The sequence below is a fragment of the Kitasatospora sp. NPDC091207 genome, assembly GCF_044768625.1.
Classification (GTDB): domain Bacteria; phylum Actinomycetota; class Actinomycetes; order Streptomycetales; family Streptomycetaceae; genus Kitasatospora.
Genome location: NZ_JBIVVS010000007.1, coordinates 24,947 through 46,389, shown reverse-complemented (window position 1 = coordinate 46,389; position 21,443 = coordinate 24,947). Strand labels below are relative to the sequence as shown.

33 protein-coding genes are annotated in these 21,443 nt (G+C 71.9%); 17 read left to right on the top strand and 16 right to left on the bottom strand.

Features of this window, described 5'->3' with window-relative positions; translation table 11 throughout:
- Positions 1–49 precede the first annotated feature (49 nt).
- Genes ACIQTO_RS14805 through ACIQTO_RS14795 form a run of 3 tightly spaced genes read left to right on the top strand, consistent with a single transcriptional unit; the run spans position 50 to position 2,257 of the window.
- The gene (locus ACIQTO_RS14805) at positions 50–583 is read left to right on the top strand and encodes a hypothetical protein (protein ID WP_402387908.1); all 534 of its coding nucleotides are present in this window, start codon (positions 50–52) and stop codon (positions 581–583) included.
- Positions 584–594: 11 nt separating this feature from the next.
- Positions 595–1,419: a futalosine hydrolase gene (locus ACIQTO_RS14800; protein ID WP_402387905.1), complete on the top strand. Its 825-nt coding sequence runs from the start codon at positions 595–597 to the stop codon at positions 1,417–1,419.
- A complete protein-coding gene (locus ACIQTO_RS14795) occupies positions 1,412–2,257 on the top strand; it encodes a 1,4-dihydroxy-6-naphthoate synthase (RefSeq protein ID WP_402387902.1) in 846 nt (281 codons plus the stop codon). The genes ACIQTO_RS14800 and ACIQTO_RS14795 overlap by 8 nt, the downstream gene beginning before the upstream one ends.
- A 21-nt stretch (positions 2,258–2,278) precedes the next feature.
- On the opposite strand, the gene ACIQTO_RS14790 is transcribed toward ACIQTO_RS14795, so the two are convergent.
- Positions 2,279–2,662 carry a cold-shock protein gene (locus ACIQTO_RS14790; RefSeq protein WP_380576119.1) on the bottom strand — a complete coding sequence of 128 codons (384 nt, stop codon included), beginning with the start codon at positions 2,660–2,662 and terminating at the stop codon, positions 2,279–2,281.
- Positions 2,663–3,113: 451 nt separating this feature from the next.
- On the opposite strand from ACIQTO_RS14790, the gene ACIQTO_RS14785 reads away from it, so the two are divergent.
- A complete protein-coding gene (locus ACIQTO_RS14785) occupies positions 3,114–3,350 on the top strand; it encodes a hypothetical protein (RefSeq protein WP_402387899.1) in 237 nt (78 codons plus the stop codon).
- Between the two features lie 55 nt (positions 3,351–3,405).
- Here ACIQTO_RS14785 and ACIQTO_RS14780 read toward each other — a convergent pair whose 3' ends face one another.
- Complete coding sequence (locus ACIQTO_RS14780; protein ID WP_402387896.1) at positions 3,406–4,044, bottom strand: HAD family hydrolase; 639 nt, start codon at positions 4,042–4,044, stop codon at positions 3,406–3,408.
- A gap of 167 nt (positions 4,045–4,211) precedes the next feature.
- On the opposite strand from ACIQTO_RS14780, the gene ACIQTO_RS14775 reads away from it, so the two are divergent.
- The 7 genes from ACIQTO_RS14775 to ACIQTO_RS14745 all read left to right on the top strand — a co-directional run bounded on the left by ACIQTO_RS14775 (position 4,212) and on the right by ACIQTO_RS14745 (position 10,564).
- On the top strand, positions 4,212–5,270 hold the full coding sequence (locus tag ACIQTO_RS14775) for a FecCD family ABC transporter permease (RefSeq protein WP_402387893.1): 1,059 nt from the start codon (positions 4,212–4,214) through the stop codon (positions 5,268–5,270).
- Positions 5,267–6,319 carry a FecCD family ABC transporter permease gene (locus tag ACIQTO_RS14770; RefSeq protein ID WP_402387890.1) on the top strand — a complete coding sequence of 351 codons (1,053 nt, stop codon included), beginning with the start codon at positions 5,267–5,269 and terminating at the stop codon, positions 6,317–6,319. Before ACIQTO_RS14775 ends, ACIQTO_RS14770 begins: the two co-directional genes overlap by 4 nt.
- Positions 6,319–7,140 (top strand): ABC transporter ATP-binding protein, encoded by an 822-nt coding sequence (locus ACIQTO_RS14765; protein ID WP_402387887.1) that lies wholly within the window; start codon positions 6,319–6,321, stop codon positions 7,138–7,140. Before ACIQTO_RS14770 ends, ACIQTO_RS14765 begins: the two co-directional genes overlap by 1 nt.
- A gap of 91 nt (positions 7,141–7,231) precedes the next feature.
- Complete coding sequence (locus tag ACIQTO_RS14760; protein ID WP_402387884.1) at positions 7,232–8,206, top strand: ABC transporter substrate-binding protein; 975 nt, start codon at positions 7,232–7,234, stop codon at positions 8,204–8,206.
- Between the two features lie 157 nt (positions 8,207–8,363).
- Complete coding sequence (locus ACIQTO_RS14755) at positions 8,364–8,690, top strand: hypothetical protein (protein WP_402387881.1); 327 nt, start codon at positions 8,364–8,366, stop codon at positions 8,688–8,690.
- On the top strand, positions 8,690–10,033 hold the full coding sequence (locus ACIQTO_RS14750; RefSeq protein WP_402387878.1) for a putative T7SS-secreted protein: 1,344 nt from the start codon (positions 8,690–8,692) through the stop codon (positions 10,031–10,033). The genes ACIQTO_RS14755 and ACIQTO_RS14750 overlap by 1 nt, the downstream gene beginning before the upstream one ends.
- Before the next feature lie 39 nt (positions 10,034–10,072).
- Positions 10,073–10,564 (top strand): SitI3 family protein, encoded by a 492-nt coding sequence (locus tag ACIQTO_RS14745; RefSeq protein WP_402387875.1) that lies wholly within the window; start codon positions 10,073–10,075, stop codon positions 10,562–10,564.
- Between the two features lie 64 nt (positions 10,565–10,628).
- Here the strand turns inward: ACIQTO_RS14745 and ACIQTO_RS14740 are convergent, their stop codons facing one another.
- From ACIQTO_RS14740 to ACIQTO_RS14725, 4 genes are read right to left on the bottom strand one after another with little or no spacing between them, the layout of a single operon-like run.
- The gene (locus tag ACIQTO_RS14740) at positions 10,629–10,910 is read right to left on the bottom strand and encodes a hypothetical protein (protein ID WP_402388165.1); all 282 of its coding nucleotides are present in this window, start codon (positions 10,908–10,910) and stop codon (positions 10,629–10,631) included.
- Positions 10,907–11,146, bottom strand: a complete 240-nt coding sequence (locus tag ACIQTO_RS14735) for a hypothetical protein (protein WP_402387872.1) — start codon at positions 11,144–11,146, stop codon at positions 10,907–10,909. Before ACIQTO_RS14735 ends, ACIQTO_RS14740 begins: the two co-directional genes overlap by 4 nt.
- Positions 11,134–11,391, bottom strand: a complete 258-nt coding sequence (locus ACIQTO_RS14730) for a hypothetical protein (protein WP_402387869.1) — start codon at positions 11,389–11,391, stop codon at positions 11,134–11,136. Before ACIQTO_RS14730 ends, ACIQTO_RS14735 begins: the two co-directional genes overlap by 13 nt.
- Positions 11,388–11,780, bottom strand: a complete 393-nt coding sequence (locus ACIQTO_RS14725) for an ATP-binding protein (protein ID WP_402380701.1) — start codon at positions 11,778–11,780, stop codon at positions 11,388–11,390. Before ACIQTO_RS14725 ends, ACIQTO_RS14730 begins: the two co-directional genes overlap by 4 nt.
- 331 nt (positions 11,781–12,111) lie before the next feature.
- Between ACIQTO_RS14725 and ACIQTO_RS14720 the strand changes: the two genes are divergently transcribed.
- The 3 genes from ACIQTO_RS14720 to ACIQTO_RS14710 all read left to right on the top strand — a co-directional run bounded on the left by ACIQTO_RS14720 (position 12,112) and on the right by ACIQTO_RS14710 (position 13,454).
- On the top strand, positions 12,112–12,975 hold the full coding sequence (locus ACIQTO_RS14720) for a helix-turn-helix domain-containing protein (RefSeq protein WP_402387866.1): 864 nt from the start codon (positions 12,112–12,114) through the stop codon (positions 12,973–12,975).
- The gene (locus ACIQTO_RS14715) at positions 12,968–13,171 is read left to right on the top strand and encodes a DUF397 domain-containing protein (RefSeq protein ID WP_402387863.1); all 204 of its coding nucleotides are present in this window, start codon (positions 12,968–12,970) and stop codon (positions 13,169–13,171) included. The genes ACIQTO_RS14720 and ACIQTO_RS14715 overlap by 8 nt, the downstream gene beginning before the upstream one ends.
- 88 nt (positions 13,172–13,259) lie before the next feature.
- Positions 13,260–13,454: a DUF397 domain-containing protein gene (locus ACIQTO_RS14710; RefSeq protein ID WP_402387860.1), complete on the top strand. Its 195-nt coding sequence runs from the start codon at positions 13,260–13,262 to the stop codon at positions 13,452–13,454.
- A gap of 230 nt (positions 13,455–13,684) precedes the next feature.
- On the opposite strand, the gene ACIQTO_RS14705 is transcribed toward ACIQTO_RS14710, so the two are convergent.
- From ACIQTO_RS14705 to ACIQTO_RS14680, 6 genes are all read right to left on the bottom strand, one after another.
- Complete coding sequence (locus ACIQTO_RS14705) at positions 13,685–14,038, bottom strand: VOC family protein (protein ID WP_402387857.1); 354 nt, start codon at positions 14,036–14,038, stop codon at positions 13,685–13,687.
- Between the two features lie 104 nt (positions 14,039–14,142).
- A complete protein-coding gene (locus ACIQTO_RS14700) occupies positions 14,143–14,595 on the bottom strand; it encodes a GyrI-like domain-containing protein (protein WP_402387854.1) in 453 nt (150 codons plus the stop codon).
- A 480-nt stretch (positions 14,596–15,075) separates the two neighbouring features.
- The gene (locus ACIQTO_RS14695) at positions 15,076–15,306 is read right to left on the bottom strand and encodes a hypothetical protein (protein ID WP_402388164.1); all 231 of its coding nucleotides are present in this window, start codon (positions 15,304–15,306) and stop codon (positions 15,076–15,078) included.
- The gene (locus tag ACIQTO_RS14690; RefSeq protein ID WP_402387851.1) at positions 15,243–15,551 is read right to left on the bottom strand and encodes a helix-turn-helix domain-containing protein; all 309 of its coding nucleotides are present in this window, start codon (positions 15,549–15,551) and stop codon (positions 15,243–15,245) included. The genes ACIQTO_RS14695 and ACIQTO_RS14690 overlap by 64 nt, the downstream gene beginning before the upstream one ends.
- On the bottom strand, positions 15,548–16,060 hold the full coding sequence (locus ACIQTO_RS14685; protein WP_402387848.1) for a DUF6879 family protein: 513 nt from the start codon (positions 16,058–16,060) through the stop codon (positions 15,548–15,550). The genes ACIQTO_RS14690 and ACIQTO_RS14685 overlap by 4 nt, the downstream gene beginning before the upstream one ends.
- Positions 16,044–16,211, bottom strand: coding sequence for a hypothetical protein (locus ACIQTO_RS14680; RefSeq protein ID WP_402387845.1), 168 nt, complete (start codon positions 16,209–16,211; stop codon positions 16,044–16,046). Before ACIQTO_RS14680 ends, ACIQTO_RS14685 begins: the two co-directional genes overlap by 17 nt.
- A 624-nt stretch (positions 16,212–16,835) precedes the next feature.
- Here ACIQTO_RS14680 and ACIQTO_RS14675 point away from each other — a divergent pair.
- Complete coding sequence (locus ACIQTO_RS14675; RefSeq protein ID WP_402387842.1) at positions 16,836–17,438, top strand: hypothetical protein; 603 nt, start codon at positions 16,836–16,838, stop codon at positions 17,436–17,438.
- Between the two features lie 101 nt (positions 17,439–17,539).
- Here the strand turns inward: ACIQTO_RS14675 and ACIQTO_RS14670 are convergent, their stop codons facing one another.
- Positions 17,540–17,962 (bottom strand): ML domain-containing protein, encoded by a 423-nt coding sequence (locus ACIQTO_RS14670; RefSeq protein WP_402387839.1) that lies wholly within the window; start codon positions 17,960–17,962, stop codon positions 17,540–17,542.
- Positions 17,963–18,202: 240 nt separating this feature from the next.
- On the opposite strand from ACIQTO_RS14670, the gene ACIQTO_RS14665 reads away from it, so the two are divergent.
- On the top strand, positions 18,203–18,352 hold the full coding sequence (locus ACIQTO_RS14665) for a hypothetical protein (RefSeq protein ID WP_402387836.1): 150 nt from the start codon (positions 18,203–18,205) through the stop codon (positions 18,350–18,352).
- 69 nt (positions 18,353–18,421) lie between these two features.
- Here ACIQTO_RS14665 and ACIQTO_RS14660 read toward each other — a convergent pair whose 3' ends face one another.
- The gene (locus ACIQTO_RS14660) at positions 18,422–19,420 is read right to left on the bottom strand and encodes a zinc-dependent alcohol dehydrogenase family protein (protein ID WP_402387833.1); all 999 of its coding nucleotides are present in this window, start codon (positions 19,418–19,420) and stop codon (positions 18,422–18,424) included.
- A 149-nt stretch (positions 19,421–19,569) separates the two neighbouring features.
- Between ACIQTO_RS14660 and ACIQTO_RS14655 the strand changes: the two genes are divergently transcribed.
- On the top strand, positions 19,570–19,911 hold the full coding sequence (locus ACIQTO_RS14655; RefSeq protein WP_402387830.1) for an ArsR/SmtB family transcription factor: 342 nt from the start codon (positions 19,570–19,572) through the stop codon (positions 19,909–19,911).
- A 25-nt stretch (positions 19,912–19,936) separates the two neighbouring features.
- Here the strand turns inward: ACIQTO_RS14655 and ACIQTO_RS14650 are convergent, their stop codons facing one another.
- On the bottom strand, positions 19,937–20,536 hold the full coding sequence (locus tag ACIQTO_RS14650; protein ID WP_402387828.1) for a TetR/AcrR family transcriptional regulator: 600 nt from the start codon (positions 20,534–20,536) through the stop codon (positions 19,937–19,939).
- 114 nt (positions 20,537–20,650) lie between these two features.
- The gene (locus ACIQTO_RS14645) at positions 20,651–21,412 is read right to left on the bottom strand and encodes an SDR family NAD(P)-dependent oxidoreductase (protein WP_402387825.1); all 762 of its coding nucleotides are present in this window, start codon (positions 21,410–21,412) and stop codon (positions 20,651–20,653) included.
- Positions 21,413–21,443 lie beyond the last annotated feature (31 nt).

Sequence of the window (21,443 nt, the reverse complement as noted above, 5' to 3'; positions counted from 1 at the left end):
TGCCGACCCCCGCGTAGCGTGATCGGCAAAGCCCGGTAGCCTCTGACGCATGAGCCTCAGCACCCGTGTCATCGCCGCCGTCGGCGCCGTCGTCGTGATCGGCGCCGGCACGGTCGGCGGGTCCATCGCCTACGCGATGGGCCAGGAAGAACCCGCCAGCCACCGTGTGACCCTCACGGTCGGCCGCTCCTCCACCGAGGTGGGGCCGTTCTGCTTCAACGACGGCAAGCCGCTCACCGAGCAGCAGCAGGAGGAGTGCCAGAACCGGGCGAGCGAGGCCCTGGACGCGGGCAAGCTGCCCTCCTCCGACGTGGTCGCCAGCGACCAGCTCGGCCTCGGTGTGACCCCGGACGTGGCGGACCGCGGCTGGTGGGCCAACACCAACGGCGGCCAGCAGGCCCAGGGCGGCCGCTTCATCCTCGCCTCCGCCGCCAAGGGCTCGACCTACTCCGGCTCGGTGTCGGCCTCCAAGGCCCTGAACGCCTCCGGCAAGACCCTGGTCACCGTGGTCGAGTCGGACCCGAAGCAGCCGGACGCGATCTACGGCGTCTGGTACTTCCAGCTGAACACCCAGGACGCCTGACCGGCCGTCCGATGACCGCGCGACTCCACGACGACGAGCAGTCGGCCCCCGGGCGGGGCCGGCTGCTCGTCGTCGTCGCGGTGCCCGCCGAGGCCTCGGCGGTGCTGCGGGGGCTGGGCCGGTCCGTGGACGGCGCCGAGCCCGGCCCGGTGCCGGTGCCCGGCGGTGAACTGCGGCGCGCCGAGCACCCCTCGGGGGTCACGGTGGACGTGCTGGCGGGCGGGGTCGGCCCGGCCGCCGCCGCCTCGGCCGCGTCCGCCGCGCTCGCCGTCGGCCGCTACGACCTGGTGGTCTCGGCCGGGATCGGCGGCGGGTTCGCCCCGCTGGCGCCGGTCGGCGCGACCGTGGTCGCCGAGGCGATCGTCGCGGCCGACCTGGGCGCGGAGACCCCGGAGGGCTTCGCCGACGTCACCGAGCTGGGTTTCGGGACGGTCCTGCACTCCCCCGCCCCGGCCGCCGTGGCGCTCGCCGCGAAGGCGCTGGGCGCCGCCAGTGCCGCTGCCGCCGGTACCGGTGCCACCGCCGGGGCCGCCACCGTCGTCACCGGCACCGTGCTCACCGTCTCGACGGTGACCGGCAGCGCCGAACGCGCCGCCGCCCTGCTCGCCCGCCACCCCCGCGCGGTGGCCGAGGCGATGGAGGGCTTCGGAGTGGCCGAGGCCGCCGCCCGGCACGGGGTGCCGGCCTTCGAACTGCGTACCGTGTCCAACCCGGTGGGCCCCCGTGACCGGGCCGCCTGGCGGATCGGCGAGGCACTGGCCGCGCTGGAGCGGGCCTTCGCCGCGCTCCCCTACCCGGAGCTTCTGACGACGACCGAGGAGGCCCGCCGTGGCTGAACGGCTGAGCATCGCCCACTCGCCCTGCCCGAACGACACCTTCGTCTTCCACGCCTGGACGCACGGCCTGGTGCCCGGCGCGGAGGCCCCCGAGGTGACCTTCGCGGACATCGACATCACCAACGGGCTGGCCGAACGCGGCGAACTGGACCTGCTCAAGGTCAGCTACGCCGCGCTGCCCTGGGTGCTGGACGAGTACACCCTGCTGCCCTGCGGCGGCGCGCTCGGCCGCGGCTGCGGTCCGCTGGTGCTCACCCGCCCCGGGACCGGCGACGACCTGAGCGGCCGGACGGTGGCCGTCCCGTCCGAGCGGTCCACCGCCTACCTGCTGTTCCGGCTCTGGGCGGCCGAGGCGGTGCCCGGCGGCCTGGGGAAGATCGTCGTCCTGCCGTTCCACGAGATCATGCCCGCCGTCCGGGACGGCCGGGTGGACGCCGGCCTGGTGATCCACGAGGCCCGCTTCACCTACCGGGAGTACGGCCTGCGCAGCCTGGCCGACATGGGCGAGGCCTGGGAGCGGGAGACCGGTCTGCCGATCCCGCTCGGCGCGATCATCGCCAAGCGCTCGCTCGGCGCCGAGCGGCTGCGCGCGATCACCGAGGCGATCCGCGGCTCCGTCCGGCAGGCCTGGGCGGACCCGTCGGCCAGCCGGGAGTACGTGCTCGCGCACGCCCAGGAGATGGACCCGGCCGTCGCCGACCAGCACATCGGCCTGTACGTCAACGAGTTCACCGCCGACCTCGGCGAGGACGGCTACGCGGCCGTGCGGGCGCTGCTCACCCGGGCCGCCGCCGAGGGGTTGGTCCCCCCGCTCGACCCGGGTGCGCTGGACGCCTGAGAACGGCCGGCCGGAGCCCGGCTACACGTCGAACTGGTCCGCCACCGCGCGCAGCACGCCGGCCAGCTTCTGACCGGTCGGCTTGGCCGGGTAGCGACCGTGCTGGAGCCCGGGCAGCACCGCGTCCATCATGGTGATCAAGTCCTGTACGAGCGCCGCCATGTCGTCCGGGGTCTTGCGCGTGGCGGCGGCGACCGACGGCAGCGCGTCCAGCAGCTGCACGGCCATCGCCTGGTCGCCGCGGTGGCCCGCGACCACGCCGAACTCGACCCGCTGGCCGGGCTTCAGCACGGTGACACCGGCGGGCAGCGCCTTGGTGTGGACGAAGACGTCACCGCCGTCGTCGCGCGAAAGGAAGCCGAAGCCCTTCGTCTCGTTGAACCACTTGACCTGGCCGGTGGGCATCTCGAACAGTCCTCGATGTGGGTGTGAGGGATCCCGGCCCTGGCCGGGGATCACTGGGTGGGAGGGCGGGCCGACCTCGGCTCCGCGCCCGTGGGGCGCTCATGGTCAGCACGCTGTAGGAAGCAGACTAACGGTCCGTCACTGCCTCATCCGCGATCCGCGGACGATCCGTACCGGGCTCTGGTGACCACCGGCGACCCGGTATCGGCATGGCCGGGGCGCGACTTCGCGGTTTCCACTGGCTCACACCCCCGGTCTGAGGAGACGGGGCGCACCTGTCGCACCCCTCGGCACAGCGTGCATACCCCCGCCCAGCAGGGATCAAAACTCCCAGCTTCCGGGAAACTGCGCAACGTGACCGGACCAGTCGTCCGCGAAGCTGTCCGCCACCGCCGCGACCGGCGGTCTCTGCCAGACTGGGACGGCCGACCGACCGCAGAGGAGCACCCCCGTGAGCAGCAAGAGCGCCGACCGCGGCGACGCCTACGTCAAGGCCGGGACGATCGTCTTCGGCTGCGGCGCGCTCGCCACGCTGATCACCTTCGTCCCGCTGTTCCTGCACCTGACGCCGCTGCCGACGGCCGCGTACTGGCTGAGCATGTTGATGCCGCTGGGCTTCCTGCTCGCCCTGACCGGCCTGCTGCTCTCCGCCCGCGCCCAGCGCCGCCGGGTGCACGCCGAGGCCTGACCGCCCCGGCGCCACCGCCCCCGCGCGGGGAGCGGGGGCGGGCCCCGGGGCGCGGCTAGCCGACCGGGCGCCCGGCGAGGTGCCCGGCCAGCCAGTCCGGGAAGCCGGTGAGGTCGGCCAGCACCACGTCCGCGCCCGCCGCCAGCAGCTCCCCGGCCCCGTACGGGCCGGTGGCCACGCCCACCGCGAGGGCGTCCGCGTGCTTGGCGCCCACGATGTCGCCGAGGTGGTCGCCGACGTACACCGTCGCGCCGTGCTCGCGCAGCGCGACGCCCTTGGTCTCCGCCCAGAGGTCACCCACCAGCGCGTCCGCGTGCATCCCGGCGTGCTCCAGGTGCAGCCGGGCGTTCGGCTCGTACTTGCCGGTGATCACCACGACCCGGCCGCCGTGCGCGCGCACCGCGTCGACGGCGGCGTGCGCGCCGGGCAGCGCGACGGTGGGGGCGAAGGCGTGGTCCCGGTACAGCTCGCGGTAGCGGTCGACGGCCACCGCCACCCGCTCGGCGGGGAACCAGTTGCGTATCTCGTCCAGGAGCGGCGGCCCGAGCCGGGTGACCACGAGGTCCGCGTCGATGTACACGCCGGTCTCGGCCGAGAGCTCCAGGTAGGTGGCCCGGATACCGGGCCGGGTGTCCAGCAGGGTCATGTCGAGGTCGAAGCCGACGGTGAGCGGGACATCCGAAGTCGCAGGCATACCGTCAGGCTATCCAACCCCGCCGTCGGGGCAGCCGGGTCCGCCGGAGCGGCCCGGCCCCGCCGTCGGGGCAGCCGGGGCTCACGGCCCGCCGGCGTTTTCGCAACGATTTGCTCCGGCTTCTCCGGGGAACTTAGGTTTGCCTGAGCTATCTGCGAGAGAGAGCCATGACCGACACCACCGCGCCGACGACCGCTCCCCGGTCCGCGGCCTCGCCAGGCAGGCGGCCGCTGCTGCGCCGCCGAATACTGTGGCTCGCCGCCGCTCTGCTCCTGCTGGCCGCCGCCGTCCTGCTGAGCCTCGCGGTCGGCAGCCGCACCATCCCGTTCGGGCAGACCCTGGACGCCCTGCTGCACGGCGGGGACACCACCAACGCCGTGGTGATCCGCGAGCTGCGGGTGCCGCGGACGGTGGTCGGCCTCGCGGTCGGCGCGGCGCTCGGCCTGGCCGGCGCCGTGATGCAGGGCATCACCCGCAACCCGATCGCCGACCCGGGCATCCTCGGCGTCAGCCAGGGCGCGGCGGCCGGCGTGGTGCTGGCGATCTCGGCGTTCGGTGTCTCCACCCTCACCGGGTACGTCTGGTTCGGCTTCGCCGGGGCCGTGATCGCCACCGTGCTGGTGTACGGGCTGGCCGGCCGCGGCCGGGGCGGGGCGACCCCGATCAAACTGGCGCTGGCCGGCTCGGCGATGTCCGCGTTCATCGCCTCGCTCAACACCATGGTGCTCACCACCGACGCGGCCGCCATGGACCAGTTCCGGTTCTGGCACGTCGGGTCGCTCTCCGGGCGCACCGCCGATGTGGCCTGGCAGCTGCTGCCGTTCCTGCTGGTCGGCACGGTGCTGGTGTTCGCGGTGGCGCGCGGGCTGGACGCGCTGGCGCTCGGCGACGACACCGCGAAGGGGCTCGGCGCCAGGACCGGCCTGGTGCGGGCGGTCGGCGCGCTCGGCGCGACCGTGCTGACCGGTTCGGCGGTCGCCGCGGCCGGCCCGATCGCCTTCGTCGGCCTCGCCGTCCCGCACGCCGCCCGCGCGGTGGCCGGTGCGGACCACCGCTGGGTGCTCACCTTCTCCGCCGTGCTCGGCCCGGCGCTGCTGCTTCTCGCCGACGCGCTCGGCCGGGTGCTCTTCCCGCCCTCCGAGGTACCCGCCGGGGTGATGACCGCCCTGGTCGGGGTGCCGGTGCTGGTCGCCCTGGTCCGGCGGCGCAAGGTGGTGGCCTCGTGAGCGCGTCCGCCGTCTCCCTGCGGGGCTACACCGTGCTGCGCGCCGGGCGGGCCTCCTTCCTGCTGCACCGCCGCTCGGCCGTCGCGGCGCTCGGCCTGCTGCTGGCACTGGCCGTCACCGTCGTGGCCTCGCTCTGCCTCGGCGAGTCCACCGTCTCCCCCGCCGAGGTGGTGAAGGTGCTGCTGGGGCGGCCCAGCGCGCACGAGCTGGTGGTCGGCGAGTTCCGGCTGCCCCGGGTGGTGGTCGGGCTGCTGGTCGGCACCGCCCTCGGCCTGGCCGGCGCGCTGATCCAGACCGTCGCCCGCAACCCGCTGGCCAGCCCCGACGTGGTCGGTGTCTCCTGGGGCGCGACCGCCACCGTGGTCGGCCTGATGGCGTACGGGGTGGTCGGCTCGACCGGGCAGGTGCCCTACGCGGCGGTGGCCGGCGGCCTGGTGGCCGGGCTGCTGGTGTACGCGCTGGCCTGGCGGCGCGGTCTGCACGCCCAGCGCTTCGTGCTGGTCGGCATCGGCATCAGCGTCGCGCTCTCCTCGCTCACCTCGGTCTTCCTCACCAAGGGCGACGGCTTCCAGGCGCAGGCGGCGAAGGTCTGGATGACCGGCAGCCTCAACGGCTCCGGCTACGACCAGGCCGGCTGGCTCGCCCTGGTGCTGCTGGCCGCCGTGCCGGTGGCGCTCTGGGCGGCGCGGGCGCAGCGCTCGATCTCCTTCGACGACGCCACCGCCGTCGGGCTCGGCCTGCGGCTGGACCGGATCAGGCTCGGCATGGGCCTGCTCGGCATCGTGCTGGCCTCCTGCGCGGCCGGCGCGGCCGGACCGGTGGACTTCGTCGCGCTGATGGCCCCGCAGATCGCCGTGCGGCTGGCCCGCTCGGCACAGATCCCGCTGCTCTGCTCGGCGCTGACCGGCGCGCTGGTGGTCGTCCTGGCCGACCTGCTGGCCCGGCGGCTGCTCTCGCCCACCGAGCTGCCGGTCGGCGTGGTGACCGGCCTGGTCGGCGCGCCGTACCTGATGTGGCTGCTCGTCCGATCCCGCCGTGGAGGTTCCTGATGTCCGCCCGCCCGATGCCGGCCCACCGTCTTGAGGCCCAGGGCCTGACCCTCGCCTACGAGGCGCGCACGGTCGTGGAGGGGCTGGACCTGACCGTCCCGGACGGGCGGGTGACGGTGATCGTCGGGCCGAACGCCTGCGGCAAGTCGACGCTGCTGCGCGCGCTCGGCCGGCTGCTCAAGCCCACCCGGGGCGCGGTGCTGCTGGACGGCGCCGAGCTGGCGCGCGTCCCCACCAAGCTGATCGCCCAGCGGATCGGGCTGCTCCCGCAGTCCCCCACCGCCCCCGAGGGGATCTCGGTGGCCGACCTGGTCGCGCGCGGCCGCCAGCCGCACCAGAGCTGGTGGCAGCAGTGGTCGGCGCAGGACGAACAGGCGGTGGCGGAGGCCCTGGAGCGCACGTCCACCGCGGAGCTGGCGGAACGCAGCGTGGACGAGCTGTCCGGCGGCCAGCGCCAGCGGGCCTGGATCGCGATGGCGCTCGCGCAGGGCACCGACATCCTGCTGCTGGACGAGCCGACGACGTTCCTGGACATCGCGCACCAGGTCGAGGTACTGGACCTGGTCCGGCGGCTCAACGTCGAGCGCGGGCGGACGGTGGTCGCCGTGCTGCACGACCTCAACCAGGCCGCCCGGTACGCCGATCACCTGGTGGCGATGCGCGACGGGCGGATCGTCGCGCAGGGACCGCCCGGTGAGGTGGTGACGGCGGAGCTGGTGCGTGAGGTGTTCGGCCTGCACTCGGTGGTCGTCCCGGACCCGGTGACCGGCACCCCGCTGGTCGTGCCGGGCGCGCCGTGGGCGGTGAAGGCGGACGCCTAGCGGGCATTTCGGACATAATCGACGCGCCCGCGGCCACCGCGGGCGCGCCCGTTCCCTGTCCACCCCGCCCGAGGACCGCCGAGGACCGCCGATGCACCCGATCACCCGCCGCACCCTGCTCGCGGGGCTCGGTGCCGCCGCCCTCACCGGGTGCAGCACCCGGCGCAGCACCCTGCCGCTCGACAACGCCGCTGTGACCGTCACGCCGAGCCCGACCCCGGTACCCGACGTCACCGTCACCACCGCGACCGGCCCGGTCACCGTGCCGGGCGCGCCGATGCGCGTCGTCACCCTGGACACCGCCGAGCTCGACTCCGCGCTGACCCTCGGCATCACCCCCGTCGGCGCGGCCCTGGCGCCGCTGGACTCCGGCTTCCCCGACTACTGGCCCACCTCCCGGCTCGCCGGGATCACCCGGGTCGGCGCCATCGGCGACCCGGACCTCGCCGCGGTCCGCGCCCTGCGGCCCGATCTGATCCTCTCCAACCAGACCCGTGACGGCGGCCGCTACGACCAGTTGCGCGAGATCGCCCCGACCGTGCTGACCCAGACCACCGGCTACCCCTGGAAGGCCGACGTCCAGCTGCACGCGCAGGCGCTGAGCCGCCAGGACGCGGCGGCGGCCTTCGCCGGCTCCTACCAGCGGCACGTCTCCCAGGTCGTGCAGGCACTGTCCAACGCCAAGGCGTCCGGGCGCCGGATCAGCCTGGTCCGGTTCGTCGAGGGCGGCGGCATCCGGCTGTACGCCAGGCAGAACTTCCTCGGCACGGTGCTCGCCGACGTCCAGCTCGGCCGGCCGGACGCGCAGAACGTCGACCAGTTCGACGTCGAGATCCCGGCGGACCAGATCGCCAGGGCCGACGGCGACCTGCTGCTGTACGCCACCTACGGGGACCCGGACCGGGCCGGCACCCGGGCCGTCCTGGCCTCCCCGGCCTGGCAGGGCCTCGGCGCCGTCCGCGCGCACCGCGCCTTCGAGGTGGACGACCAGCTCTGGTTCCAGGGCATCGGGTACACGGGGGCCAACTTCGTCCTCGCGGAGCTTCAACGCTTCCTGGGCGCCTGACCCGGGCCGCCGCGGCGCGGCGGGGGCGGGCGGCCGGCGCTCTTCACCGAACCGGACAATGATCACCACAACGGCCCGGAACCGGACCATCCGGGCCCGCGTCACCTATCCCGGGCGTCCGTACGGCGCCCGCTCGGAACACACGGGGGAGGGACTCATGGCGGACGGATTCAAGGTCGATCTGGGTGCCTTGGACGACGCGGCCTCGGGGATCACCAACACCCTGGCGAAGCTGCAGTTCAAGAAGGTCAGCGACCTGGACCCGAAGAAGGAGGACTTCGGGCACGGCCACCTGGCCGACGTCGTCGAGAAGTTCTGCACCCGCTGGGAGCTGGGCGTGGAGAACCTGGCCAAGGACGCCCAGTCCGTCACGGCGCGGCTGAACGCCAGCGTGAAGGCCTACCGCGAGGTCGACGGCCACGTCATCGGCCATCTGAACGGAACCCTGAGCCGCGACAGCGGCGAGGACCCGGGGGCGAAGTAGTGGCGAAGGAACTGGGCAGCACCTCCGACCCGAAGGAACTCGTACCCGGCGACCCGGAGTCGATCTCCTCGACCTGTGCCTGGCTCAAGAGCTACGGGGACACCCTGCACTCGACCGGCGAGGGCCTGAAGAAGATCGACACCGTCGAGGGGTGGTCGGGCAAGGCCGGCGACGCCTTCCGGTCCGCCTTCGAGGGCGAGCCGGGCAAGTGGCTGGAGGCCGGTGACTGCTTCCACAACGCCGCCACCGCGCTCACCGCCTACCAGTCGACGCTGACCTGGGCACAGGGGCAGGCGGCCGAGGCGATCCGGCAGTGGGACGCGGGCCAGAGCGCCAGCGGCAAGGCCAGGAGCGACCACCAGGACGCGGAGAAGAACGCCGGCCACGAGCTGCCGTTCACCGACCCGGGCGAGAGCACCCGCAACGGCGCGAAGGCGACGCTGAACAACGCCCGCGGCCAGCTCAAGTCCGCCGGTGACACCGCGGCGACCACCGTGGCCGCCGCGCGCGACAAGGCCCCCGAGGAGCCCGGCTTCTGGGACGACGTCGGCGACTTCTTCTCGGGCGCCGGGGACTTCCTGCTGGACGTCGGCCAGGTCGTCGTGGAGGACCTCGCCTCGGTCGGCAACGCCATGCTGCACAACCCGGGCGCCGCCCTGGAGGTCGCGGGCGGGCTCGCCCTCGCCACGGTCGGCGCGGGCGGTGAGGTGCTCGGCGTCGGCCTGGACCTCACCGGCGTCGGCGCGGTCGTCGGCGTGCCGGTCAACGTGCTCTCGGCCGGCGTCATCGCCACCGGGATCGGGATGGCCGGCATCGGCGCGGGCGACATCGCCAAGGACGCCATGGGCGACAGCCGGGTCCACATGGAGGGCGAGGGCGGCGGGGGCGGCAGCGCGTCGAGCGAGCTGCACACCCAGCCGTCCAAGGGCGTCGACCCGGCCGCCACCCCGGAGGGGCACACCACCACCATCCCGAAGAACGCCGACGCGACGACCGTCCGCGCGTTCCAGCGGGAGAACGAGTCCGCCGAGATCATGGCGCGCAACGGCTACAAGGTCGAGCAGAACCCGAACGTCACCGGGACGACCAAGAACCCCGACTACCGGATCGAGGGCGAGGTGTTCGACTGCTACGCGCCGACCGCCTCGAACCCGCGCTCCATCTCCACCGGCATCCAGAAGAAGGTGGACTCGGGCCAGGCGGACCGCATCGTGCTGAACCTCTCCGACAGCGGGGTCGACGCGGCCGCGATGCGCAAGCAGTTGCAGGACTGGCCGATCGAGGGCCTCAAGGAGATCAAGGTCATCGACTCGTCCGGCAACGTCGTCCACTTCTACCCGTAGACACAGCTACCCGTAGACACAGCGAGAGAGACACCCAGCATGGCCATTGCCTACAGCCTCGACCTGGCGACCCCGCTCACCGCGTCCGAGGTCGCCGACAAGCTCGACGAAATCGCCCGCCCGCAGAGCCTGTTCGGCGCCGAGGAGAACGCCGGCACGCTGACCGGCGACGGCGCCGTCACCATCCGCGGCACCTGGGTCAAGGTGGTCGCGACCAAGGCGATCCCCTGGGGGGACCCGCTGATCGGCGGCCGCCCGTTCGGCTCGACCGTCTCGGTGGCGTTCCGCCTCGACAAGATGACCGACATCTCCGGCCAGCAGGACGACACCGTCCGGCTGACGCTCGGCCTGCTCGGGCAGGTGCCCGGGGATGCCGTGCTGCACCTCGACTACGAGGACGTCTGGCTGGTCCGGCAGGGCGGCGAGCTGAGCCTGAACGAGCGCTCGGACCTCTGGCCGGCGCAGCGGCTGGCCACCGTCCCGCAGCCGTACCGGCGGCAGACGCAGGACTTCTACTTCCCGGAGGACTGAGCCCACCCTGGTGGATGCGGCGAGGCCCCTGCCCGGGGTGGGCGGGGGCCTCTGCGGTGTCCGCTCAGGTGGGTATGCGGTGGCGGCCGGGGTGGGTCGGTCGTTCCCGGATCTCGGGGCCGTAGTGGCCGGCCTGGCGGGCGATCCAGGCGTATTCGGTGGTGCCGTCGGGGAGTTGGCGCAGTTCCCAGCGGCCGTGGCGGGTGATGGGCTTCGGCGCCTGGGTGTGGGGGTCGTCGTTGACCTTGAGGGCGGTGACGACGCCGAGGGCGACGGTGGTGAGGGCGAGCGCGAGGAGGGTGAGGAGGGCGGCGCCGATCAGGAAGTTGGCGGTGCCGGTTCTCATCGGCGGATGCCCAGGACGCGGTGGCCGAGGTGGGCGGCGAGGCCGTTCAGGAGTTCGTGGGCCTGGTCGTGGGTGAGGGGGAGGGCGAGCTGTTCGCCGGGGCCGGTGTGGAGGTCGAGGTCGACGGCGAGGCGGAGCTGGACGGCGGCGTCGGGGGCGTGCTCGACGCTGAGGTAGGCGACGGTGGTGCGTTCGGTGTGGATGGCGTCGGGGGTGAGGGGGATCAGGACTCCCACGGTTCGTTCCTCTCGGTGTCGCGGAGCAGGTGGAGGAGGTTGAGGAGGGTGGCGGTGGGGGCGTTGCCGAAGTCGACGAGGATCCGGCCGTCGACGGTGCTGTGGTGGGTGGTGGCGGAGCCCCACTGGATGCCGAACCTGGCGCCCCGGGTGTGGAGTTCGCGCAGGAGGACGGTGATCTGGGCGGGGGTGTAGTCGCGCATGCGGGGGTCGTCGGGCGCGATCGGGGTGCGGTTCATGGTCACGCGGCGGCGTCCAGCTCGAACCAGACCCGCTTGCCGTTCTTGCGGGGGTCGGCGCCGAAGCGGTGGGTGAGGCAGCGGACCAGGTGCAGACCCCGGCCGGACAGCTCGTAGGGGTCGGTGGAGGTGCGGGGCTCGGGCAGGACGGGGCTGTCGTCCGCGACCGAGACGCGCAGGGTGCGGTTCGGGAGGAGGACGACCACCACGGTGGGGGCGGGGGTGGCGCCGTGGCGCCAGGCGTTGACGTACAGCTCGCACAGGGCGAGTTCGGCGTCGGCGATCAGGTCGTCCGGCCACGCGGCGAGAGCGAGGGCGTCCCGCAGCTCCTCACGGGCGGCGGACCAGTCGGGCGGCAACGGGGAGGGGTCTTCGGGCAGCGTGAAGGCACACATGAGGGACCTCCGAGAAGAGGAGTGTGGTGGGTTCGTCGACCAGCGAAGGAGTCGTCGCCGTGAGCCAAGCCAGAACGGGACCGGAATGCCACGCATGGCTGCTCTGCGGTGCGAGGGCAGCAGGCGCCTACTGCCCTGGAAACAGGCGTTACTGACGACCCATCGGATCGATCTGAGAACGACGATAGCGCAGACCGCCAGAAATTTAAGCCCGATGAGGCAAGGTTCCCTCGCTAGGGGGATGCAACCCATGCGAGCCAGCACAGCCCCAAAATGGACCCCTTCGTGAGCAGCGCGGCACACTGACCTGAGCACCGGCAGAGAGGACGCCATGGCGAATCGCCCCAACCCAACCCTTCGTCAGCGCCGCATCGGCGCCGAACTGCGAAGGATGCGAGAGCAAGCCGGCTTCGGAGGTAGCCACCTCGCCCGGACGCTCGGCGTGACCCCTGCCCAGGTGACCCAGATGGAGAACGGGAAGACTGGCGTCAGCGTGGAGCGCCTGCGTGCGATCGCGGCGGCCTGCATGTGCGCCAATCAGCCCCTGATCGACGCACTCGCCGACATGATCGGGGAACGAGGGAAGAGCTGGTGGGATGAGTACCGCCCCAGCTTGACCGCCGACCTGCTTGACGTGGCCGAGATCGAGGGCCATGCCGAGCGGATCTCCACCTACACGATTACCTTCATTCCCGGGCTTCTCCAATCACCTGCTTACGCAGCCTCGGTGTTCGCTCGTGCGATCCCGCCGCTGCCACGTTCTGACGTCGAGCTCAGAATGGCCTTCCGCCTCGCGAGGCAGCACATCGTCCGATCGGGCGCTACGCCCTACACGGCATTCGTCCACGAAGCCGCGCTACGCATGCAGTTCAGCGGACCGAAGGTTCTTGCCGAGCAGCTCGGCGCCCTGATCCGGGACTCCGAGGGCGCCGGAATCTCAGTTCGAGTTGTACCGTTCGATATCGAGTCCCTGCCCGGCCCCAGTGAAAACTTCACCTACATCGACGGTCCAGTACCTGAACTGGACACTGTGCAAATTGACTTCAGCTTCGGATGTCCGCTCTTCGATGCTCCCGCCCAACTGGCAAGTTATCGGGAGATCCTCGCTCGCATGGCGTCCGCAGCTCTCTCGGAGGAAGACTCGCGAGCCTTCATCCGGTCCGTCCTGAAAGAGATAGAGAGCAAACATGGGTAGCCCTGTATGGCAGAAGTCCAGCTACTCCGGCTCAAGCAATGCATGCGTCGAGGTACGCACTGTCGACGGGCTGGTCGAACTCCGGGAGTCCGACGACGGCGACGTCATCGTCCGCACCACACCCACCAAGTTCGCCACGTTCCTCCAAGGCGTCAAGGCCGGTAAATTCGACCGCCATGGCTTCCTGAGCGCCTGACTTATCAGCTCGGTGGCTCTTCGCTCACCGAGCGAAGAGCCACCGCGATTGTCCGACTCGTCGGTTATGAAATCTTTGGAGGCCCAGGGTGCGTGACACCAAGTGGCAGAAGTCCAGTCACTCCGCTGCAACCAACGAATGTATCGAAGTGCGATCCATAGACGGTCTGGTCGAACTCCGCGAGTCCGACACCGGTGACGTCATCCTCCGCACCACCCCGACCAAGTTCGCCACGTTCCTCCAGGGCGTCAAGGCCGGCGAGTTCGACCACCTCACCACCTGACCCAACGTCGGCCCCTCGCTCGCCCGAGCGAGGGGCCGACGCATTCATCAGCTCCACTCCATCACCGCGAGATCCCCGAACTCCTCCCTGCGACGTTCTCACTCAATCCGGAACGCAGAGCTGATGGCGTCCCGTGGAGTGGTGTAGCCGGGTCGGCGAACAGCGGCTGGGGCAGCCGCGGATGGGCGAAACCGTCCGGCGCCTCCGCCCGAACGGCTGCCCGGCCCCGCTCAGCCCTTCCGCTCACCCAGGACACAGAATTCGTTGCCCTCCGGGTCGAGGAGGGTCACCCAGTGCTGCTCGTCCTGCACGGTGTCGGCGCGCCGGGCACCGAGGGAGAGCAGCCGGGCGACCTCGGCCCCCTGGTCGTCGGGGCGGAAGTCGAGGTGGAGCCGGTTCTTCGACGTCTTGCTCTCGGGAACAGGCACGAAGAGCAGCCCCGGCATCTGGTCCGGCTCAGGCCGGATCTCGATGATCTCCTCGGATTCGTCGACCACTACCCAGCCGAGAGCCTCGACCCACCAGCGCCCGAGGGCGATGGGGTCGGAGGAGTCGACGATGATCTGTTCCCATTCCAGTGCCATGGGCGTGAGCATAAACAGGGTCGGCTGGCTGCCAGGGGTGGGGGGTGACTGCCGTCGACCGCCGGTCCGGTGTGCGGATCGTGTCCCGCAGAGCTCTGCTCTTCTCAAAACACGGGCACGCAGATCTCGCACAGGTGGGCCGCGACCATCTCCGGGCGGTACCGCTCAACGATCGGCCGTGCCGCGTCGAGACCGAACCCCGCGTCCGCCAACTCGCGGAACAGGACGGCCCAGGTACGCGACAACCCCTCGGCGGTGTGCGCCACCGCGCGCACCGCGTACCGGCCGCCGACGAGTCGGCCGTCCTCGACCTCGCCGTCCCGGGCCCCGATGTCATCCGGCACGACGAGACAGACGTCGTACCTGCAGTGCTGGGGCAGCGTCCGTGCGGGGTCGTCCCGGGCGATCCCCATGACCACCGAGTCGGCACGGAGCAGATCGTTCGCAGCAGCCCATCGCTTGAGCTTTTCCATCTGCACGACATTCTCGGGCCCGTACGGGCCGACGCGCCTCATGTACACAATCCGAAGTTCCGGGATTTCTTCCACCGCGAACACGGCTCCTCCTCCGTCCGGCCGGTACGAATCCCAACGGTAGCAAGGTATAAAAGCCTTTCCGGTCGACTATTTAAACGAAATCGGCCGGCCAGTGGTGGGTCGACTGGTGCAGTTCGCAGCCATCGCCACCGGGGGTGACGGTCCCGCCCCGACATCGCCGAAGCGCGATCAGCACGATCCCTTCACGCCCGGTTCGACACCGACAGGGTGCTGCGCAGCCGGCCAGTTCGACCCACCTCACCGCCTGAACCGACGTCGGGCCACCACCGCACTTGCCGTCTCCGCAAGAGAGCCGCGGAGTGGGAAGTCGGACCCGCCGACTTCCCACTCCAGCCACCGCATCGCCCTCACGACCTGACCAAGTTCGCCGAGTTCCCCAAGGCATCAGAGCCGGCGAGTTCGACCACCTCACCGCCCTACGGCACAGCCCGGCGGCCCTCGCTCAGCCGAGCGAGGGCCGCCATCGTTGGTTCATCCCGTTCAGATCGGCAGGTCCCACCCCGGGCCGTCCTCGCTTCCGATCCACACCCGTTGCCCTGCGCCCGAGACGGTGATTCCGAATCCCCGCTGGTGCGGCTCGCCGGCCTCCTGCCAGGCCTCGACGGCCCGCTCGACCTGGTCCCAGAGCCGCAGCGGGCCGCGCTGGGTCACGGCCCAGCCGCCGCCCGGGTCGGGCATCGTCCGGGCATGCGAACCCGTGGCCACGTCCATGAGGATCTGCTGCCCGCCCGCCCCCATCCGCTCCGCCGACGGCGCAGCCAGCTGGGCGACCCAACTTCCCGTCCACGTACCGACGGAAGGGCCTTCCCGTTCTCGACCCGGGAGATCTTGCTCTGGCTCATGCCGCACCGAACGGCCAGACGCTCCCCGGAAAGGCCGGAGGCACGCCGGAGATCCTTGAGTGCTGCCGCAAGGTCTCGACGCTGCTCTCCGGCCCTACCGGGATCATGGGTCAATCTGCGCTGTACTCCGCGAAAGGAACCGACAACGAGACCGCGAGATCCCGCCAGTGCCGGTACAGATCGAGGTCCGGACTCTCCAAAAGCTCCCGGCCGATCTGCGTACCGTCCGGCCTGTACCTCATGTCGACGACCTTCGAGCCGTCGAACATCCAGAAGTCCTGATCCGGGAGACCCGGATCGTCCTTTCCGGTGAGATCAAGAATTCTGACGTCCTCCCCGGCATCGACGTTGTAGGCGTAGGCGGCGAACTCGTACCGCAGGTAGTCGGACAACGGCCGGGTGAGCACATGTACCCGACCGATCCTGCGACCCGTGGCACGGTAGTTCCGCACCCGGGTCAGCCACCTGTCGTCGGCGTCGATGTGCAGTTCGCCGGTGGCCAGGAACTCCTGGAACTCCTCTTCCTCACCCGGCATGGCGTAGTGACTCCGGACTTCCAGCCGGAACGCCTCCTGCTCGAACGAGTCGAAGAACGCGCGCCAGACATCACCAGCCAAGAGCATGGAACGCCTCCCGCAGAACAGCCTCCGGGATCTCCACCACGGCCTCACCGTCCGGGGTCGGCCGATCCACCGTGAAGCCCTGCACGGCGATGCTCCCCCGGTCGGTCGTGTAGACGGTCGGGCAGTCGTCCTCCCGGGCAGTCCGGGTCACCGCCGGCGATCCTCGTGAGCTTCATGGCTCTCCCTCCACACACGCTGCGGACTCGTGGTCAGGACCCTAGGGAGGGGCGCGCGGCCGGGCAAGCACCATGCACGTTCCCGCATAGACCCGCCTCGCCGTCGCCATCGACCCAACGGCTCGTCCCGGCGGCCCTCGCTCAGCCGAGCGAGGGCCGCCACCGTTCGTTCATCCCGCCAGTCGCCACATGGGCCGTACTCCCTACCGCTCCACACCCGCTGCCCCACGCCCGAACGGTGTTTCCCTGCCCCAGGGGTGAAACGAGTCCCGGTGCGACCGGGAAGCCGGAACACTGGAGACAGGCCACCGTCGCCATCGGTGCGCCACCGTTGCCTCCGGACGTACTGCGAAGGGTCGTCGATGTACTCGGTACCTGAGCCGGACACCGCCGAGCGGATGCGCGCGATGCACAGCGTCGCCGCCACGGCACTCGACGCGAAGCCGATCGACGCGCGCGAGGCCTGAGGCTGGCGCGGCCGCACGCTCAGCCGTGCGGTCGCCACTGCCGCCGGCGACGGCTGGCTCCGGTTGGCAGCCTCCCCGGCCGACCGGGCCGGGGGCAAGCTCTGGGAGGGGCCGCAGGAGGCAGAGCATGCGATGCCTCCTGCGGTCCGCCGCCCCCGCCTGCACGAACGGCAGACCTGGATCGACGGCGAGTACGCCTACCTGGCGGAGCTGTACGACAGGGTCGTCGCCCCCACCATCACCCGCCACTCGCCCGTCCTACGAGCAGCCCCCGACCTGGACGACACCTGGTGGGAAGAGCTCAACTCCACACTGGACGCCATCGCCGCCGTACCGACCGATCGGGTGGCGGTCCGCCAGGAGTACCTCGACCGCGCCATGCCGCACTATCTCGGCGTTCCCGTCGACACCATCGCCCCCGCCTGGACGACCGCCCACGGCGACCTGCACTGGGCCAACCTCACCGGCCCGACACTCGCCCTCCTCGACTGGGAAGGCTGGGGCATCGCCCCGGCCGGGTACGACGCAGCTCTCCTGCACGCCTACAGCCTGCTCGTCCCCCGGACCGCAGCGGCGGTCCGGAACCGCCTCGCGCACATCCTCGGCACTCCCTCCGGGCGCTTCGCCGAGCTCGTCGTCATCACCGAACTGCTCCAGACCACCACCCGGGGCGACAACCTCGACCTGGAAGTGCCACTCCGCGAACGGCTGGCCGGCCTCCTCGAAGAGCAGTAGCCCTTCCCTTCCCTGGGCATCGGAGTGGGAAGTCGGACCCGCCGACTTCCCACTCCGGCGTCCAGACGCATCGCCCGCGTCGAAGGCTTGGTCGCCTTCAGTCACTTCAAGAAGTCGACCCTGATGTTGAGGCCGGCCAAGTCCTCCTCCTCGGCCGTGAAAGCGCGTACGTTGATGGTGAACTTGGCCCGTGGGATCTCCCGGGGAAGCCTTCCGTCGAAGCGCAACTCCACCTGGCCGGGTGCGACGGGTGCGCCGTTGCCCGAGTCGGCCGTCAGACTCCAGCGGGAGCCCTCCTTCTTCAGTTCCGCGAACAGGTCGAACTGCTTCTGGAGCAGCTTGACCAGGCCCAACTTGACCACCACGTCGGCATAGGCGCCGTCGACGACCTCCCTCGTGACGGTCCCCTTGATCACGCCCTTCAGCTCGGCACCCGGCTGCGGGGGGTCAGGGGTGATGGTGATGCTCTCGATCTGGAGGGCGTCCGTCTCAGAGCCCACGTTCTCGTAACTCCAACCAGTCATAAACGCAGAGTATCTCCACGATCCCTCTGCGTGACGGAGTCCCGGGGGGTGCTCCCCGGTGGACCTGTCGGCGATGCCCGGTCCACCGCGGTCCGCGGCAACGGTCACCAGACCGGCTCCGCCCGCAGCGGGATCCCTTCACGAGGCCTACTCATTCGTGTACCCCCACATCACACCGGGCTCCGCCCTCTGTGGATACTGATCCCCGTGCGCAGGCGGATGATCTTCTGATCCGTCGCGGTGTACGGCGCCCCGGGCGACCGGCCGCTGGTCGGCGACTGGTTCGGCAAGGGCCGGATGAGCTTCGGCGTCTACCGCTCCAGCTACGCGACCTTCGCCTTCAGCGGCGCGTACGCGGGCATCTGGGGCACCGCCAACCAGTTGTACTGACCCGACCGGCCCACCGAGGACGGCCCCCGCGCTCCTTCGAGCGCGGGGGCCGTCGTGCGCCGTGGCCGCTCAGTGGTCGACGGTGACCACGATCTTGCCGACCTGCGTACCGGCCTCCATGTGGCGGTGCGCCTCGGCGATCTCGTCCAGGCCGAAGACGCGGTCCACCACCGGGGTGAAGGCGCCGCCGCGCAGGCCGGAGGTGACGAAGGCCTCCGCCCGGCGCAGCCGCTCCGCGTCGCGCGTGGTCTCGTGGATCGTGTAGGTGCGCATGTTCAGTGCGGGCATGCCGAGTTCGAACCCCGGGTACGGGGTCGGCTCGCCGCTCAGCCCGCCGTAGAGCAGCAGCGTGCCGCCGGCGGCGACCGCCCGGGCGAGGTCGACCACACCGGGGCCGGCGACGGCGTCGAAGACGAGCTCGGCTCCCCGGCCGCCGGTCAGGGCCAGGACCCGCTCGGAGACGCCCTCCTCCTCGGTGACGATCACCTCGGCCGCCCCGGCCTTGAGCAGGGCCTCCCGCTTGGCCCGGGTGCGGGTGGTGGCGATCGGTACCGCCCCCACCCGCTGGGCGATCTGGATCGCGGCCAGGCCCACGCTGCTGGAGGCGGCGGTCAGCACGACGGTGTCACCGGCCCGCAGGCCGCCGACCTCGACCAGCGCGCCGTAGGCCGTCACATAGGGCATCCAGACCGCCGCGCCCTCGACGGCGCCGAGCCCGGCGGGCCGGTGCAGCACCGCGACGGCGGGGACGATCGCGCGTTCGGCGTAGACGGGGTAGTCGTTCATCGAGAAGGCGGGCACCACGCTGACCGGCTGCCCCGGCGCGAACCCGGTCACACCGGCTCCGACGGCCTCGACCACGCCCGCCGCCTCGGCGCCGAGCCCGGCGGGGAACCGCCGGGGGGCTTCGATGTAGGTGCCGCCGCGGTACAGCACCTCGGCCCGGTTGATCCCGATCGCGTCCACCCGGATCAGCAGCTCACCGGGGCCGGGGTCGCCGACCGCCACGTCCTCCAGCCGCAGCACCTCCGGCCCGCCGTGCTCGTGGAACCGCACCGTCCTGGCCATCGCGCATCGCCCCCTTCCGATCGGTGACGGCGGCGCGGGGTGCGCGCCGCCGCAGCTCACTGAATAGGAAAGTACGTCAGCTGTCAAACTTCGACGACTGTCGTACTTTGATGGCTGCCGTACCATGGCCGCGAGAGGCAGGGGCATCGATGGTGACAACGCAGCGCAACGGACAGCGGGACCGCACCCCGCCGCACCCGGACCTCCGGGAGATCAGCCTTCAACAGGTCCTGGAGGCCGTGGTCGACCCGGTCCGCCGCCGGATCGTCGCCGAGCTGGACGCCGCCGCCGAGGACCTCGCCTGCGGGACGATCGACCTGCCGGTCAGCAAGTCCACCGCCACCCACCACTTCCACGTGCTGCGCGAGGCCGGGCTCATCCGGCAGTACTACGTGGGGACTTCGCGGATGAACGCGCTGCGTCGCGAGGAGTTCGAGGAGGCCTTCCCCGGACTGCTCGGCGCCCTGCGGGTCGAGCGCGAGCAGGGCTGAACCGCCGGTACGACGGGTCGGCCCGTCAGGCCGGCGGCCCACCCAGGGCGGCGCGCACCAGTCGGGTCACGGCCGGGACGGCCGCCCGCAGATCCCCGTCGGGGCCGACCGTCTCGCCCGCCAGCGCGTCGTAGGTCTCGAAACCGGTGAGCACGAACAGCACCGCCGCCGCGTCCTGCGGCACGCCGTCGAGCCGGCCGGTGAGCACCCCGGCCCCCTCCCGGCGCCGGGCGTCGCGCTCGCGGACGACCCGGCCCACCTCCTCGTCCAGGGCGGCCAGCGCGCGCAGCCGGCGGGTGCAGACCCGGTCCACCGCCCAGAAGCCGCCCATCACCTCGACGAAGCGGTCCACCGCCGGCCAGGGGTCGGGCAGGGTGAAGGCCTCGACGATCCGGGCCATCCCGCCCTGCTCGGCGAGCGCGTCGCAGACCGCCTCCAGCAGGCCCGTCTTCGAGCCGAACTGGTAGTAGACGGTGGCCCGCGCGACATCGGCCCGCCGGGCCACCGCGTCCAGCGACAGCGTGCCCTTCTCGGTCAGCTGGGCCCGCGCGGCCTCGACGATCCGCGCGCGCGTCCCGTCCACGTCCGCCTGCCGCTGTCCCATCCGGTAGGGCCGGGGGCTCATCGCGCTCGCCTCCACTCGCTCACCCCGCCGCCGGTGACGCCGCCGTCGGGCTCCTCGTGAACAGGCAGTATCCCCGATCGGCCCGAGCCGCCGGGCGGGCTCGGGCCGGGAGGATCAGACGATGACCCGCCCGCCGCTGACGTCCAGCGTCTGCCCGGTGATCCACGAGGACGCGGCGGAGGCCAGGAAGAGCGAGGCCGCCGCGATGTCCGCCGGTTCGCCGAGCCGCCCCAGCGGGTGGGCCGCGGCCACCGCCGCCCGCACCTCGGGCGGCATGGCGGCGGTCCGCTCCGTCCGGACGGCACCCGGCGCCAGGGCGTTGACCCGGACGCCCGCGCCCGCCACCTCCAGGGCGAGGTGGCGGGTGAACATCAGCACCCCCGCCTTGGCGGCGGCGTACGCGGCGGAGGAGCCGCTGGGCAGCCGGCCGGCGGTGGACGCCATGGTGATCACCGAACCGCTGCCGCGCTCCAACAGGCCCGGCAGGAAGGCCCGCACGGTGAGGAAGGTGGCCGTGAGGTCGGTGTCCAGGACGGCCCGCCAGTGCTCCTCGGTCTCCCGGACGGTCGGCACGGGGTAGCCGTCCCCGCCGGCGAACGCCGCCAGGACGTCGACCGGGCCGAGCCCGTCCTCGATCCGGGACACCGCCCCGGCGAGCGCGGCGGCGTCGGTGCAGTCGGCGACAAGGCCGAGCGCGTCGGCGCCGGCCGCGCGCAGGTCCCCGGAGACGGCGGCCAGCGCGGCCTCGTCCCGCCCGAGGACGGCGACCGCCGCCCCCTGCCGGGCGAACGCGAGAGCGGTCTCCGCGCCGATGCCGCGGCTGCCCCCGGTGATCACGACGACCTTTCCGGCCAGGTCTGGGTAGCGAACTCCCATATGTCATCGCTCCTTTGGTCGGTCTGTGGTT